The 14,200-nt window shown below is 32.7% G+C and carries 13 protein-coding genes; 6 read left to right on the top strand and 7 right to left on the bottom strand.

Annotated features, from left to right (window positions below):
- Positions 1 to 78: 78 nt before the first annotated feature.
- Positions 79 to 966, bottom strand: coding sequence for a lipoyl synthase (gene lipA / locus PKK00_00240; protein ID HNW96818.1), 888 nt, complete (start codon positions 964 to 966; stop codon positions 79 to 81).
- Positions 967 to 971: 5 nt separating this feature from the next.
- Positions 972 to 1,730 (bottom strand): hypothetical protein, encoded by a 759-nt coding sequence (locus PKK00_00235; GenBank protein ID HNW96817.1) that lies wholly within the window; start codon positions 1,728 to 1,730, stop codon positions 972 to 974.
- Positions 1,731 to 2,080: 350 nt separating this feature from the next.
- Here PKK00_00235 and ung point away from each other — a divergent pair, with 350 nt between their 5' ends.
- The 6 genes from ung (at position 2,081) to PKK00_00205 (ending at position 9,189) form a co-directional block, all read left to right on the top strand.
- Positions 2,081 to 2,773, top strand: a complete 693-nt coding sequence (gene ung, locus PKK00_00230; GenBank protein HNW96816.1) for a uracil-DNA glycosylase — start codon at positions 2,081 to 2,083, stop codon at positions 2,771 to 2,773.
- A gap of 2 nt (positions 2,774 to 2,775) precedes the next feature.
- Positions 2,776 to 4,524, top strand: a complete 1,749-nt coding sequence (locus PKK00_00225) for a hypothetical protein (GenBank protein ID HNW96815.1) — start codon at positions 2,776 to 2,778, stop codon at positions 4,522 to 4,524.
- 130 nt (positions 4,525 to 4,654) lie between these two features.
- Positions 4,655 to 4,999 carry a DUF6150 family protein gene (locus PKK00_00220; protein HNW96814.1) on the top strand — a complete coding sequence of 115 codons (345 nt, stop codon included), beginning with the start codon at positions 4,655 to 4,657 and terminating at the stop codon, positions 4,997 to 4,999.
- Positions 5,000 to 5,295: 296 nt separating this feature from the next.
- Positions 5,296 to 6,675, top strand: coding sequence for a DNA recombination protein RmuC (rmuC, locus tag PKK00_00215; protein ID HNW96813.1), 1,380 nt, complete (start codon positions 5,296 to 5,298; stop codon positions 6,673 to 6,675).
- A complete protein-coding gene (locus tag PKK00_00210; GenBank protein ID HNW96812.1) occupies positions 6,672 to 7,913 on the top strand; it encodes a GWxTD domain-containing protein in 1,242 nt (413 codons plus the stop codon). Before rmuC ends, PKK00_00210 begins: the two co-directional genes overlap by 4 nt.
- A 37-nt stretch (positions 7,914 to 7,950) precedes the next feature.
- Positions 7,951 to 9,189: an ABC transporter permease gene (locus tag PKK00_00205; GenBank protein ID HNW96811.1), complete on the top strand. Its 1,239-nt coding sequence runs from the start codon at positions 7,951 to 7,953 to the stop codon at positions 9,187 to 9,189.
- A gap of 606 nt (positions 9,190 to 9,795) precedes the next feature.
- Here the strand turns inward: PKK00_00205 and PKK00_00200 are convergent.
- From PKK00_00200 to PKK00_00180, 5 genes are all read right to left on the bottom strand, one after another.
- A complete protein-coding gene (locus tag PKK00_00200; protein HNW96810.1) occupies positions 9,796 to 11,649 on the bottom strand; it encodes a radical SAM protein in 1,854 nt (617 codons plus the stop codon).
- A 754-nt stretch (positions 11,650 to 12,403) separates the two neighbouring features.
- Entirely contained in the window at positions 12,404 to 12,967 is a 564-nt protein-coding gene (locus PKK00_00195) for a hypothetical protein (GenBank protein HNW96809.1), read from the bottom strand.
- A gap of 3 nt (positions 12,968 to 12,970) precedes the next feature.
- Complete coding sequence (locus PKK00_00190) at positions 12,971 to 13,390, bottom strand: hypothetical protein (GenBank protein ID HNW96808.1); 420 nt, start codon at positions 13,388 to 13,390, stop codon at positions 12,971 to 12,973.
- 62 nt (positions 13,391 to 13,452) lie between these two features.
- Complete coding sequence (locus tag PKK00_00185) at positions 13,453 to 13,893, bottom strand: hypothetical protein (protein HNW96807.1); 441 nt, start codon at positions 13,891 to 13,893, stop codon at positions 13,453 to 13,455.
- Positions 13,894 to 13,929: 36 nt separating this feature from the next.
- Positions 13,930 to 14,106, bottom strand: a complete 177-nt coding sequence (locus PKK00_00180) for a hypothetical protein (GenBank protein ID HNW96806.1) — start codon at positions 14,104 to 14,106, stop codon at positions 13,930 to 13,932.
- Positions 14,107 to 14,200 lie beyond the last annotated feature (94 nt).

Raw genomic sequence — 14,200 nt, 5'->3', positions numbered from 1 at the left:
AAAATTAATATTTTTATTAAAAATAAAATCATTGAGTCAGTTAAAGGTAGCAAAAAACAAGATTTCGGTCAGCATGAATCAGTTTGTGGTAATATGTATTTGTTTCTCGGCATGATAAGATGAACGAACCAAAGGTCCGCTTTCAACAAATTTAAATCCTTTTGATAAAGCAACTTGTTTATATTTTTCAAAATCAGAAGGTAATATATATTTTTTTACAGGCAGATTATTTTTCCCGGGTTGCAGGTACTGACCAATTGTAATTATTTTACACCCAATTGAAAGAAGGTCATCGAAAGTTGAATAAATTTCTTCTTCCGTTTCGCCCAGTCCAAGCATTATTCCTGATTTTGCAGTTACTCCAGAATCGGATATGAATTTTAAAACTTTAAGACTACGTTTGTATTTTGCTTGAATGCGGACTTCTTTCGTTAGTCTTTCTACGGTTTCAAGGTTATGAGAAATGATGTCAGGTTTTGCCAGAATAACAGTATTGATATTATTTGTATTTCCCTTAAAATCAGGAATAAGAGTTTCAATAGTAGTATTTGGTGATTCTTTTTTTATTAGTGTGATAGTTTGTGCCCAAATTGCAGCGCCTCCATCATCCAGGTCATCACGGTCAACCGAAGTGATAACACAATGTTTAAGTTGCATCTGTTTAATTACTTCAGCAATTTTTGAAGGTTCCTCAATATCCGGAGGCATTGGTTTCCCGGTTTTTACTGCACAGAAACTGCATGAACGCGTGCAAATATCACCAAGTATCATAAATGTTGCAGTCCTGTTTTCCCAGCATTCACCAATATTCGGGCATTTCCCGCTTTCACAAATGGTATGCAGGTTGTTTTTATTTAATAAATTTTTTAAGTATGAATATTCATTAACCGATGGAAGTTTTTTTCTAAGCCATTGTGGTTTTTTTAAATATTTATCTTTTTCAGAATTGTTATCAGGTAAGTTCATTAGAATTAATTTCTTCTTGTTCCAAAATGAAAACTAAAATAAAGAGAAAGGAAAATACTTTTGTTTTTATTGAAAGCCATAATGGGTGCGGGATCTTTGTAAGCATCAATAGCTAACCCACATTCAATAGCTTTTAAAGTTTCATCATAAGCCCCGTATTCAAAATTAAATCCGGTTTTAAAATAGATACCCGGAAGAGGTTTGATTTTATTGAAACCTTGAAAAAACGGAGCCCTGCCATAAATATTATCCCAAAAATGTTTATAGGGATCATATTTTTCCAAAAGATAAAAATAATGATCACCAGATCCGTGAATAATATATAAATATACAGGTTTTAGAAAACCCATTGAGACCCCACCACTATAAAAATAACGAAGTTCCACCCCTCCCCAATATGGCTTACTATTAATAACTTTTTGTTTCCCAATTCCACCTCTTAAAATAAAAAGAAAGTTTTCTTTTCCATATATGTAACTTCTAGCGTTATCATAAGGGCTTACTATTCGGACTTCTTTTGGGTGTTTCATTCCGGTAAGTTCTACTTCAAACATTCTTTTTTTATAGCCTGTAATATGTTTTCCTGCCCTGTATCCGGCACCAAAACCGGCAGTATGAATCATCAGGAATCCGCTATTTTCTTTTCGAAGTAAAACTTTGGCATCACTTATTGTTGTGTCGCCAAGAGATATTGCTTGTCCTTTAACAAATAAAGAAGTGATGAGAAATAATAATGATAATATGGTGTACTTTAATAATTTCATAAAACTTTCGATAGCAAAATTATGAAATAGTAACGTAAAAGTACGGAAAAATAATATTTATAAAGAAAAAAACCATGAAATCACTATTCCATGGTTTTTTAAAAAACAATAAAATACTTTTAAGTACGTTTTTCCGTTTTTACTTTCTGACTGTAAGCCGGGCATCTTTCATGGGTTTTGCATGAAGACATGACGGTTACCACAAAAATTAAAACTGCTGCAACTAATAAAACTTTTTTCATAATTTTACAATATGTTTGTGTGGTGGTTTAAGAATACAAATATAATGAACGAAGTTATATTGGCAAAATATTTTTTAAACGATTTATTAACATAATATAAATTTATAGATGAGTAACGTTAATCCTGTGATAGAAGATAGTTGGAAGCCTGTTTTAAATAACGAGTTTAACAGCCAGTATTTTTATGAACTGAAAAAATTTATTGTTGACGAAAAACAAAAATACACGATATATCCTCCGGGTTCTCAGATTTTTTCAGCTTTTAATTATACTTCGTTTGATAAAGTAAAAGTTGTGATATTAGGTCAGGACCCATATCACGGACAAGGTCAGGCGAATGGTCTGTGTTTTTCTGTTTCAAATGGTATCACAAAACCACCTTCACTCGTAAATATTTTTAAAGAATTGCAAAGCGATTTGGGAATTCCTGTTCCAGGCACTGGAAACCTTGAACCATGGGCAAAACAGGGTGTGCTGCTTCTTAATGCTACGCTTACTGTTCGAGCAGGACAAGCCGGTTCGCATCAGAATAAAGGTTGGGAAATATTTACAGATGCGGTAATTCAACAATTGTCGAAACAAAAAAGCGGATTGATATTTTTATTGTGGGGTGCATATGCACAAGCTAAAATTAAGATCATCGATGTTACAAAACATCATGTTTTAAAAGCTCCGCATCCTTCGCCTTTGTCAGCATACAGCGGATTCTTTGGATGTAAACATTTTTCTAAAACAAATGAATTACTGCGGCAAATGGGTAAAGAAGAAATTTGCTGGGATTTGAATTCAACAAAAAATTAATTTTGAAATATTTTTTTAAAATAGTATCAGCCTTTTTTTTCTTTGCGGGATTTTTTTCATTTACTGCAAACGCACAAAAATATTTTCTTAAAATAAATACAGATTCTTCTTCTGGAAAAATTATCGAAAAATATAATATAAAAAAAACATTTTCTGATACATTGCAATTACATAAAGAATTATCAGATCTTTTAAATGAATTATGGGTAAAAGGTTATATCGCTGCATCCGTGGATAGTGTTTTGAAAAAAAATGATACCGTTTCAGCAAATATTTCGATAGGCAAAAAATATGAATGGATTGAATTACGCAAAGGAAATGTTTCTCCTGAAATAATTCAACAAGCCGGATACCATTATGATGATTTTATTTCGAAAACTTTTAATTATGAAAAAGTATCAGAACTGAATAATGATATTATTGAAACATGCGAAAATTCAGGGTTTCCTTTTGCTTCGATAAAACTTGATTCAATTAAATTAATTGAAAATAAAGTATTCGCATCATTAAATCTTAAAATGAATAATAAGATTGTAATTGATAGCGTGGTTATGCGCGGAAAAGCAAAAGTCGCAAAAAAATTTCTTTACAATTATGTAAATGTAAAACCCGGCGATTTATATGATGAATCGAAGGTTTCGAAAATATCTGCAAAACTGAAAGAGTTGCTGTTCCTAACTGAAATCAGACCATTCAATATTATTTTTACCGATACCAAAGCGAAAATTGTTATTTATGCCAATAAGAAGAAGAACAGTCATTTTGATGGTGTGTTGGGTGTGTTGCCTAACAGTGAGACTACCGGAAAACTAATGCTGACGGGTGAGGCCAACCTTGGAATGATAAATGCTTTTTATCGTGGCGAAACCATCGACCTGAGCTGGCGCAAACTTCAGACAAATTCACAAGACCTGAAAATAAATTTTATTTACCCGTATCTTTTTAATACTCCTTTTAGTGCAGATATAAAATTCACGTTATATAAAAACGATACATTATATATTAATGTGCTGAAAAATCTTGGATTGCGTTATATGTTCAGCGGGACAAATTATTTAAAAGCATTTTACGAAAATCAGGCTTCTTCAATTTTAAGTACTGAAGCATTTAAAAATGCAACAACACTTCCGCAGTATGCCGATGTAAACATCAACATGTACGGGCTTGAATATAAAATTCAAAAATTGGATTATATTTATAGTCCCCGAAAAGGTGTTGATATAAAAGTTTCAGGAAGTGCAGGTACAAAACAAATCAAAAAAAATTCAGATCTGAATGAAGAACTTTATGAAGGCATCGACCTGAACACGGCACAATATAAAGTATCGGGCGTTTTAAGCGGTTATATTCCTTTTTTCTCACGCAGTACAATAAAAATTTCAAATGAAAGCGCAGCTATTCATGGAAGCAATCTGTTTACAAACGAATTGTATCGTATTGGCGGATTAAAGACATTGCGCGGCTTTGACGAGGAATCTATCACTGCATCATTTTATAGTATTGTAACTACAGAATATCGTTATTTGTTTGAAGAAAATTCTTATTTATTTGCATTCTGGAATGGAGCTTATTATGAAAGCAGAACCGTTGAAAAATTTGTACATGATACTCCTTATGGTTTTGGTGCCGGAATTTGTTTTGAAACCAAAGCAGGGATATTCTCGCTGAGTTATGCACTGGGTAGGCAATTCAACAATCCGATATATTTCCGTTCGGCAAAAATTCATTTTGGAATAGTGAGTTATTTTTAGTTAGTAGACAAGTTGATAAGTGAACAAGTTCATAAGCTGATTTGATAAAATAATTTTTTTTAATCCAAATTCATAAACCGAAAAAGGTATAATTATTGAGGCTTTTTGAAGACATTTTAAAATTAAAAATATGAAAAAGTTTTTTGCTCTCTTTGTAATTATTTCTGTAATGCTTATTGGAAAAGGTGTTCAGGCACAGAAAGTTTATTCCGTTCGATACGAATCACAAGCCGATGTTAAAGTTTATGTAGTTCAATATGAATCGCAGGCCGACCTATTGGTTTATAAAGAAAAATATGAATCGAATGCCGGAAAGAACGATGGTCGCTGGTTCTTTGAAGAATATGAATCGAATGCTGACAAAAAAATTTATTTTGAAGAATACGAATCAAATGCCGATTTGAAAATATATTTTGTAGAGTATGAGTCGCAGGCAGGATGGAAAGATAAAAGCAAAATGTATTTGATGTATTAAAACTGAAATTATTTTACCACTTAGTCACTAAGAACACTAAGAAAATTCTAAGTGTTTCTAAGTGTGCTAAGTGTCTTAGTGGTAAGAAAATGTTAAATCCTCAAGTTATACCGATTGTATATATGTAATAGTCCAATAAATTGTACTATAACATCTATGTCATCGGCATAACCATTGTAAAATTTAAAATATTCTTTGGACTATTTTAAATTAACAATTGGTATTATTTTCTTTTTTATATTCCAAATATTTATTTCCAATTTTTATTTTAATTTTACCACTCAACATTTTTACTCATGGAAATTCTATATATAATTATTGGGATTGTTATTGGTATTGCAATTGGATGGCTTCTTTCAGTAAATAAAAATAAGCAGCAGACATCTGAAATGCAATCGAAATTACAGGAAGCTGAAATGAAAAAAATATCGGAGCTTGCAGCAAGCGATAAAGCCAAGGAAATTGCAGAAGACCGCTACAAACAATTATTTGATAATTATAATAATGTTGATGCCGAATTAAAATCGGAAAGAATAAAATCGGAAGAACTTGGTAAAAGAATTTCTAAGGCTGAAGTTGAATACCGCAACCTGCTTGAAAAATTGAATACTCAAAAAGCAGAGATGGATGAGTTGCAGAAAAAATTTTCAACCGAATTTGAAAACATTGCAAATAAAATTTTAAAAACACATTCGCAGGAATTCACCCAAACCAATTTGAAAAATATAGGGGAAATTTTAACCCCGTTAAAAGAAAAGATTGGCGATTTTGAAAAGAAAGTGAATGAGGCTTATGATAAGGAACTGCGTGATAAATATAGCCTTCGAGAAGAAGTGAAAAAATTATATGAACTGAACAGCAAGATCAGCAACGAAGCAAATAATTTGACCAAAGCATTAAAAGGTGATTCGAAAAAGCAAGGCAATTGGGGTGAACTGGTGCTCGATAAAATAATGGAGCGTTCAGGGCTAACACGTGGTGCTGAATACGAAACACAATACAGCACTACTTCTGAAGACGGCAAACGCATTCAGCCTGATGTGGTGGTTTTTCTTCCCGATAAAAAACATATCATCATCGATTCAAAAGTTTCGCTGGTGGCGTATGAACATTTTGTAAACACCAATGATGATGCGGAAAGGCAACAATTCTTAAAAGAACATATTAATTCTATTCGCACGCACATCAAAGGACTGAGCGAGAAAAATTACCAGTCATCTAAAGATTTAAATTCACCCGATTTTGTTTTGCTTTTCATTCCAATTGAATCATCGTTTGGTGTGGCTGTGCAGCAAGACCAGCAATTGTTCAGCTTTGCATGGGATAATAAAATTGTTATTGTAACGCCGTCAACTTTATTGGCAACATTAAAAACAATTTCATCCATCTGGAAACAGGAAAACCAGACACGCAATGCAATGGAAATAGCACGACAGGGCGGAGCGCTGTATGATAAATTTGTTGGCTTTGTAAACGATTTGGAAAAAGTTGGAAAAGGAATTAACCTGCTTCATGAAACATATGACGATGCAATGAAGAAATTGCAAACAGGCTCAGGCAACCTCATCAATAAAGTTGAAAGCATCCGCAAGCTGGGAATTAAAACATCAAAGCAATTGCCTGAAAAATATAACCAGGAAAACGGGGATAACTTACTTTCTGAAAACAACGGATGAAAAAAGTATTATACATATCATTATTTTTTCTGATCATATTAATTTCATGTCGAACCGGCAAGGTTACCAATACTGATATTTCTTATTTATACGAAAGGGATATGATTTCATTCATTCCTGGTCATACAGTATATCATCTCAATGATTCGATATCAAGAATTTTTTATCGTTTCAATTCGGGAAACCTTTTATATGTAAAGGAAATCAAAGAAAATAATTTTTCTGCAAAATATTCCATACATACAGAACTGTATGAAACTAACGATATGAAAGTTATTCGCGATAGCAGTACATTTATTTTTTCAGATAATGAAAAAGAAATAAAGAAAAATATTACCGGCTCTATTGATGTGAAGGCTGTTTCAGGAAAAAATTACCTGGTAAAATTTTCTTTCAATGATTTGAATAAAAACACGTCCGTTGATATTTTTATTGATATCAATAAATCCGATCCGAATTCAGCACAGAATTTTCTTTTACTCGACAGTGATAGCCTGCCCGCATTTACAAATACTCCCGATACTGTTTCAGAATATAAATTACTTTGTAATAATAAAAATATTCAGAAATTATTTGTGGGTTATTATGATAGGATTTTTCCTATTGCAGCTCCGCCATTTTCATTTCCTGTACAGAAAACATTCCAGTATGCGCCCGATAGTTTATATTCAATTCCTGTAACCAACGGAATTACTCCTGCTTTAAAATTTTTATATAAAGGCTTTTATAATTATCGTTCCGATACCTCTCAAACTGAAGGTTTCACGATTTTCAGATTTTATGATGGTTACCCAAAAATAACAACTGCAGAACAAATGTTGTTGTCATTGCGTTATCTTACAGGGAAAAATGAATACGATGATCTGGTATTAAAGAAAAATAAAAAGGAAGCAGTAGAAGATTTTTGGCTGGAACTGGCAGGTAATCCTGACAGGGCAAAAGAAATGATAAAGTCGTATTACAATCGTGTGCAGGATGCTAACCGATTATTTACTTCGTATCTTGAAGGATGGAAAACCGACAGAGGAATAATATACATTGTGTACGGCATACCAAATATTGTATACAAAAATAAAGATATTGAAACATGGACCTATGGTGAAGACAGGAACATGCTTTCCATTTCATTTAATTTTACAAAAGTTACGAATCCTTTTACCGATAATGATTACAGCCTTTCCCGTTCCCCTGCATATAAGGATGGTTGGTATTTAGCAGTTGATAATTGGAGGAGATAGATAAAATCGAATTTTGAAATTCGGAATTAAATAATTGATGAAGATTAATTTTTACAGGAAAAAGAATTATGATGGTATAGGTTCCTTGTCTGCCATAGCTTTCAGGAAATTCAGGAAGGATAAACTTTCCATGTTCATGTTTTGTCTTGTGATGTTTGCTGTTATTATTGCCATTGCCGGATATCTTATCACACCCGATTCTACGCCCTTTGCCAATGCTCAGCATATTGAAATTGCAGCAAAGAACCCGGGCTTCACCATTCCAATGCTCAAGGTAGAGAAAAATCAAATTGAAAATAAAACGAATTTTTTCAATACGATGCTTTATGGAAAAGAAAGCGATTATGTTTATTATCCTTTGTACTCATGGCATTTTGAAGGAGCAAATATTATCACCGAAGATTATTCCGGCGATACTCCTAACGATGGAACCTTTCGCAGTTTTAATATTGCCGATGTGATTTATTCTTTATCGGATGAAAAACAAATTCTGATACAAAACGATAAAATAAAATTCATCACTATTGACGGGGTTTTGCACGAAGAAAAAATTTCTGATTTGCAGAAAGAAATTATAAACAAAAATATTATAGATAAAACATTTTTATTCGGTACCGATAAATTTGGCCGTGATGTGTTAAGCCAGTTGATAATAGGAACGCGGGTTTCATTATCTGTTGGATTTATATCTGTAATTATTTCTTTAATAGTTGGAATTTTTCTTGGCGCACTGGCAGGCTTTTTCAGGGGATGGATTGATAATTTGATAGTGTGGCTTATAAATGTAGTTTGGTCAATTCCTACATTGCTGCTGGTTATCGCAATTACCTTTGCTTTAGGAAAAGGTTTCTGGCAGGTGTTTATTGCTGTAGGTTTAACAATGTGGGTTGATGTGGCTCGTGTGGTACGCGGACAAATTTTTAGCATACGCGAAAAAGAATTCGTGGAAGCGGGACGTGCATTAGGTTATCGTAATTCTCGAATTATTTTCCGACACATTCTTCCAAATGTAATGGGTCCGGTGATTGTAATTTCAGCAGCAAATTTTTCTGCATCTATTTTAATGGAAGCCGGATTAAGTTTTTTAGGAATAGGAGTACAGCCGCCCATGCCTTCGTGGGGTACAATGATAAAAGAACACTATGCATATATTATTTTAAATTCTGCTCACCTTGCAATACTTCCCGGAATTGCAATCATGCTGATGGTGCTTGCATTTATGATTATTGGCAATGGTTTACGCGATGCGCTGGATACGCGAAGTGTGGATAAATAAAGATTTAACTATTTTTCTTTAGGGCGTTTCGACTGTGCTCAATGCCTGTTTATCATTTTATTAAATTTTATAGAAAAGGTGGTTGAGCGAAGTCGAAACCACCTTTGAATTTTTGAAACTCAACTTAACTCAAATTACGTAATAGAAATATTTTCGAGAAAAATCTCCCGGAATATATAACAATAAAGGAATACCGAAGATTTATGAATTATTTTTTATCGACATTTTCCTCTATAGAATAATTTGGGTTAAAGTGAATTTGGGATAAATTTAATGTAAAGAAAAATTTATATGCCGTAGGCATAATCGCTTGGTAAAACCCAACATAGCAACAACATGATGTGCTGTAAGCACTATCCTTATATTTAAACTTCAAATCTTAATTTCTAAACTATAGCCAAATCTTAAATTTGAATTTTGGTTAAAGGATAGTACCTACGGCACTTTTATTATGTTATAATTATTTTTTTTACCAAGCTGTAATCCCTACAGGATTGGAATAAAAATCAATGAATATATTACCTATCCTTGCGAATTTATGTAAAATATTATTTTTCTGCGTAACCTCAGTAAGTAATTATTTCTATTCATGTAGGAAAAGTGTATTTACTTTTTTCTAAGAAACTTTGCAATATAATTCGGTGGGATCTTGGTGTTGGGAATTTTAAAATCAAACCAATCCTGTAATTTAAAATCGATACCGTTATCGTGAATAAAATTATATAAAGCTTTGGTTAAGCCCTTGCTGAACTTCTCGTGATCGCAACCTGATTTGTCAATATGCTCGCAACCATTTTGAGTGAAAGAATTTTTAGAATGATGTATGCGCTCTACACCGTATTTTGCAGGATCCATGCCAACGGGACTGTGAACCGTCATGGAAAAGCGATGCCAGAAGGCGCTTTGCAAAAGTTTTTGCTGGAACATCTGACGAACAATTTCCAATGCATCTATTGTTTCCTGTGCGGTTTGAGTCGGGAAACCATACATCAGGTAGGCGTGAATCATGATGCCTGAATTACGGAAAGCAGCCGTAACTTTTGCTACCTGTTCAAGAGTCACACCTTTTTCCATTTTCTCCAACAAACGATCGGAGGCAACTTCCAGTCCGCCCGATACGGCTACACATCCCGATTCTGCTAATAGTTCACATAATTCAAAAGTGAATGATTTTTCAAAACGGATATTTGTCCACCATGTAATGCATAGTTTGCGATGAATAATTTCTTCTGCTAATTTTTTCAATACTGTCGGAGGTGCGGCTTCATCCGTAAAATGAAATCCGCGTTGACCGGTTTGTTTTATGATTGCTTCTATACGGTCGCATAGTACAGTTGCTTCTGCGCTGCTGTAGCGCTTTATGTAATCCAACGAAATGTCGCAAAACGCACAGCGATGCCAGTAACAGCCATGTGCCAATGTCATTTTATTCCATCTTCCATTGGTCCATAAATTATGCATCGGGTTGGTGGTTTCGCAAACCGAAATGTAATCATTCAGCGGCAAGCCTTCATAATCGGGAGTTCCGCAATATTCATGTGCAAGATCTTTTTCATCAGCATTGTTGATATAAGAAACTTTGCCTTTCTCCAATTTAAAAGTCCGCACTAACTTTTCTTCACCTTTTATTATATAATCCAATAATTTTAGAAGGCTGAGTTCTCCGTCATCTAAGCAAACATAATCAACCAAATTAAAAAGTCTTGATTCATCAAGTTGTCGCAATTCGGTATTTACAAATCCGCCGCCAATCACGATTGAAATATTCGGATAATTTTGTTTGATATACTCTGCCGATTTCAGCGCCATTAAAAGGTTTCCGGGAAAGGGAATGGTAATGCCGATAATTTTTGGATGATGTTTTTTTATCGACTTATCTAAAATATCACACATCATTTTGGTAATGGGTGTATCGATTTTTAGTTCATCCAAAATTGTTTGAAAGCTGATCGCGTTCAACCCGATTTGCTCGGCATACCGACTAAATCCAAAACGACTGTCAACACATTCGGTAATAAAATCGCCAATGTCTTCAATGAATAATGTGGCTAAGAATTTCGCTTTATCGTGAACACCATCGGTTCCGAAATGCCATTCCAGATCCTGTTGTATGTTGAAACGCTTGGCTTCGGGCAGCACCCCGTTGTTGATGGAATATGCAAATGTGTTGTCTTTGCCTTGCAGGAAATGCACCACGGCATCAATATACCTGATGTACTCATCTTTCGATTGAAGAATTTTTTTTGCATTGGCAGAGCATTTTTTATTTTTCGCAAAATCAAATATTGTTCTCAAACCTTCTGCTGAAAGTAATTCCAAAATACAAGCAATGCTGAGGTCGAGCTGAGCTACGTTGTAACCTTGTTCCTGCAGAAAGCCTTTAAGTCCTGTGGTTGCAGGGTAGGGCGTATTCAACTGAACAAATGGCGGAGTAATAAGTAACAGATCAGCTTGCAACACAGTTTTGAAAAATTGTTTTTACAAAAGTAGGATTATTTTCTTTCAATAAAAGTTTGAAGCCTCAAGCTTGAGTGAAGTATTTTAAACTTTTTAGCACTCGTTACGCTTTGCTAAACGTGCGAGAAATGGGAAAGTAACTGTTGGTGTCAAAAAAGTTTGAATTCATTTTTTATATTTTTTTAAATGGGTTACAATTAATATTTCATGTTACGCAGTTGTTCTATTTTTATAATACGAACATCATTAGGCACGACATTTATGTCGTGCTCAAAATACAACGAAAAGAAATGGGCTTTAGCCCAAACCAAGAATTAAAGTTTAACAATATCAAATCCATATATGTTTTGACTAAAGTCAGATTTCTTGTTCTTTTTTTTCAACGCCATAAATGGCGTTGCTAATTATACCAATTTCATCCGCAAGTTAAACAATAAATATAAATTTATTCTGAATAAAGAATTTTATACTGAATCTTTACAAATTTGCATTCCGATTGCTATCGGAAGCAAAGATGTTTAGATTCAGTTATACTGAGCGAATGAGTTTTGGAATTTTCGCAAACTCATTCAGTCGAAGTATATTTTTTTAGCACTCGTTACGCTTTGCTAAACGAGCGAGAACTGAGAAGGATTTTTTCTGCCGAGAATATGTCGCTACAGGTGGTGGGGTGGGAAATGAAATCTTTTTTTGCAGTTAAACACTTTCTGCCTTTAAAATAAAAGCTGTAAATGTGCATGCAAATGTGCGATTGGGTTTAACAATATTTACCATATCTTTTATCAATTTCAGATGATAAACAATCACTAGGCCAACCTGTATTAATACGAATACCCTGTTTTAATCCCTCCCTTCTATTATTACTTTGTCTAATAGAAATATCAAGAAGAATTTTTTTTATATCAATTGGAACAGGATAAAGAATATTAACCCATTTTTGAATACATTCTTCCTTTGAACGTAATTCATTTACCCAAAGCTTGATAGCCTTTATAGAGAAATATTGCATACCATAGTCTGACCATAGTTGAGTAAAAGTTTTGTTTGATGAAACTAAATAATCTTCTTTTTTATAATTTGTTTCAATCTTTTTTATTCTGCCCTTTAATAGTTCCACATAAAGTTCATCTGAAATCAATTTGCTATCCGAAATAATTTCTTCTTGAAATTCATTTGAAATCAATTTGCGTTTTCTTAAATTTTCTTCCTCTAATTCATTTACCATTGATATGAATTGTCTTTTAATTACTGCTTTATGTTCATTAGCAATCATTATACATTCCCATTCTTTATCATTTGGTAACATTCTTTGATCTTCCATGTTCTATTTATCTATACCAGTGAATCCATTTGCTGTCATTATGTTATTTTGATATTTCCCTGAATCATTTGAAATTATTTCAGCTATTTTTATTGGGTTTTCATATTCGTGAAAAGTCCATTCCATTTTATGTTTACCGAAAACAGGACTGTCTACTTTCCATTGAATAGTAATATTACCAAATGTCTGAGTCAGAGTAAAAAAAGTTTTTCCTCCAATGTTAGAAATTCCAAGAGTTATAGAATCAGAGGTTTCTTGGTAAATTTTTGTACGTGAATCACCACTCATAAGTAATTCTATTAATTCACGATATTTATGCCTCATGCCACCCTCCATTGTGATTTTTGAAGCTTGTTTGTTTTTATCATAAAAGAATTTTCCAATTATAAAAACAACTATTAAAATAATTATTAATATCCACATATTATTTAGTTTTAAAATTATAATTCAAAAAGTATATGAAATAAACTTGCATCTTTTTATTATTATTTACCAAAAAATAATTTCACTAATTCTTTAGATTTTTGAACTGTTGCAATAAAATTATCTTCATTAATACCTATTTGCTTAAAGATATTAGTAGTAACTATAATTTCTTTTTCATTAGGTTTTGCATCGCAAGACATCATTTCATATGCTGCAATTACTAAAAATTCTTTTTGATTTGGGCTTAATGGTTTGAGGTCACTAATTATCCTTGCTTGTCCTCCAGATTTAAAGTATTCTGTACACCTTTCACTATTAATAGCTAATGTATTAATATAAGTACTTAATAAAAAAATCTCTTTTCCATTATTTCCTTGGTCTCCATCACAAATTGCAATAGTTAATAATAAATTTAAGACTGACATTTTTTGATTAATTGTCAAATCATTCAAAACCTCATTTATTGGGTTTATTTCATTCTTTTTTTTAAAATTGAACATATAGTGTATTTTACGTAGTTGAAAACTTAAAAATAATTAATCAAATAATTTTCCTAATTTTACATATTCTTGATAAAGTTTTTCTTTTTCTTCCTTTTCTTCTAAAGTCAGTTTATTTTTTGCGTTAAGTTCATTTGACCTCCTTAAAATATCTGTAATTCTTGATTCGGCGCAAAATCTTTCTACTTCTTCGCTACTTACACTTTTCGTCATAATTTTATTTTTTTAATGATGTTACAAAATTACAAATAAGAAAGTGGATAAAGCAAATTTTAAATAAATAAAAATACTTTTTATATAAATTGAA

Source organism: Bacteroidales bacterium, from assembly GCA_035353855.1.
Taxonomy (GTDB): domain Bacteria; phylum Bacteroidota; class Bacteroidia; order Bacteroidales; family CG2-30-32-10; genus DAOQAK01.
This window is presented reverse-complemented; position numbering and strand designations above follow the sequence as displayed.

Bases quoted from the DNA above. Each gene is read 5' to 3' on its own strand.
- lipA (HNW96818.1), bottom strand. From the start codon at position 966: ATGAACTTACCTGATAACAATTCTGAAAAAGATAAATATTTAAAAAAA.
- PKK00_00235 (HNW96817.1), bottom strand. From the start codon at position 1,730: ATGAAATTATTAAAGTACACCATATTATCATTATTATTTCTCATCACT.
- ung (HNW96816.1), top strand. From the start codon at position 2,081: ATGAGTAACGTTAATCCTGTGATAGAAGATAGTTGGAAGCCTGTTTTA.
- PKK00_00220 (HNW96814.1), top strand. From the start codon at position 4,655: ATGAAAAAGTTTTTTGCTCTCTTTGTAATTATTTCTGTAATGCTTATT.
- rmuC (HNW96813.1), top strand. From the start codon at position 5,296: ATGGAAATTCTATATATAATTATTGGGATTGTTATTGGTATTGCAATT.
- PKK00_00210 (HNW96812.1), top strand. From the start codon at position 6,672: ATGAAAAAAGTATTATACATATCATTATTTTTTCTGATCATATTAATT.
- PKK00_00205 (HNW96811.1), top strand. From the start codon at position 7,951: ATGAAGATTAATTTTTACAGGAAAAAGAATTATGATGGTATAGGTTCC.
- PKK00_00195 (HNW96809.1), bottom strand. From the start codon at position 12,967: ATGGAAGATCAAAGAATGTTACCAAATGATAAAGAATGGGAATGTATA.
- PKK00_00190 (HNW96808.1), bottom strand. From the start codon at position 13,390: ATGTGGATATTAATAATTATTTTAATAGTTGTTTTTATAATTGGAAAA.
- PKK00_00185 (HNW96807.1), bottom strand. From the start codon at position 13,893: ATGTTCAATTTTAAAAAAAAGAATGAAATAAACCCAATAAATGAGGTT.
- PKK00_00180 (HNW96806.1), bottom strand. From the start codon at position 14,106: ATGACGAAAAGTGTAAGTAGCGAAGAAGTAGAAAGATTTTGCGCCGAA.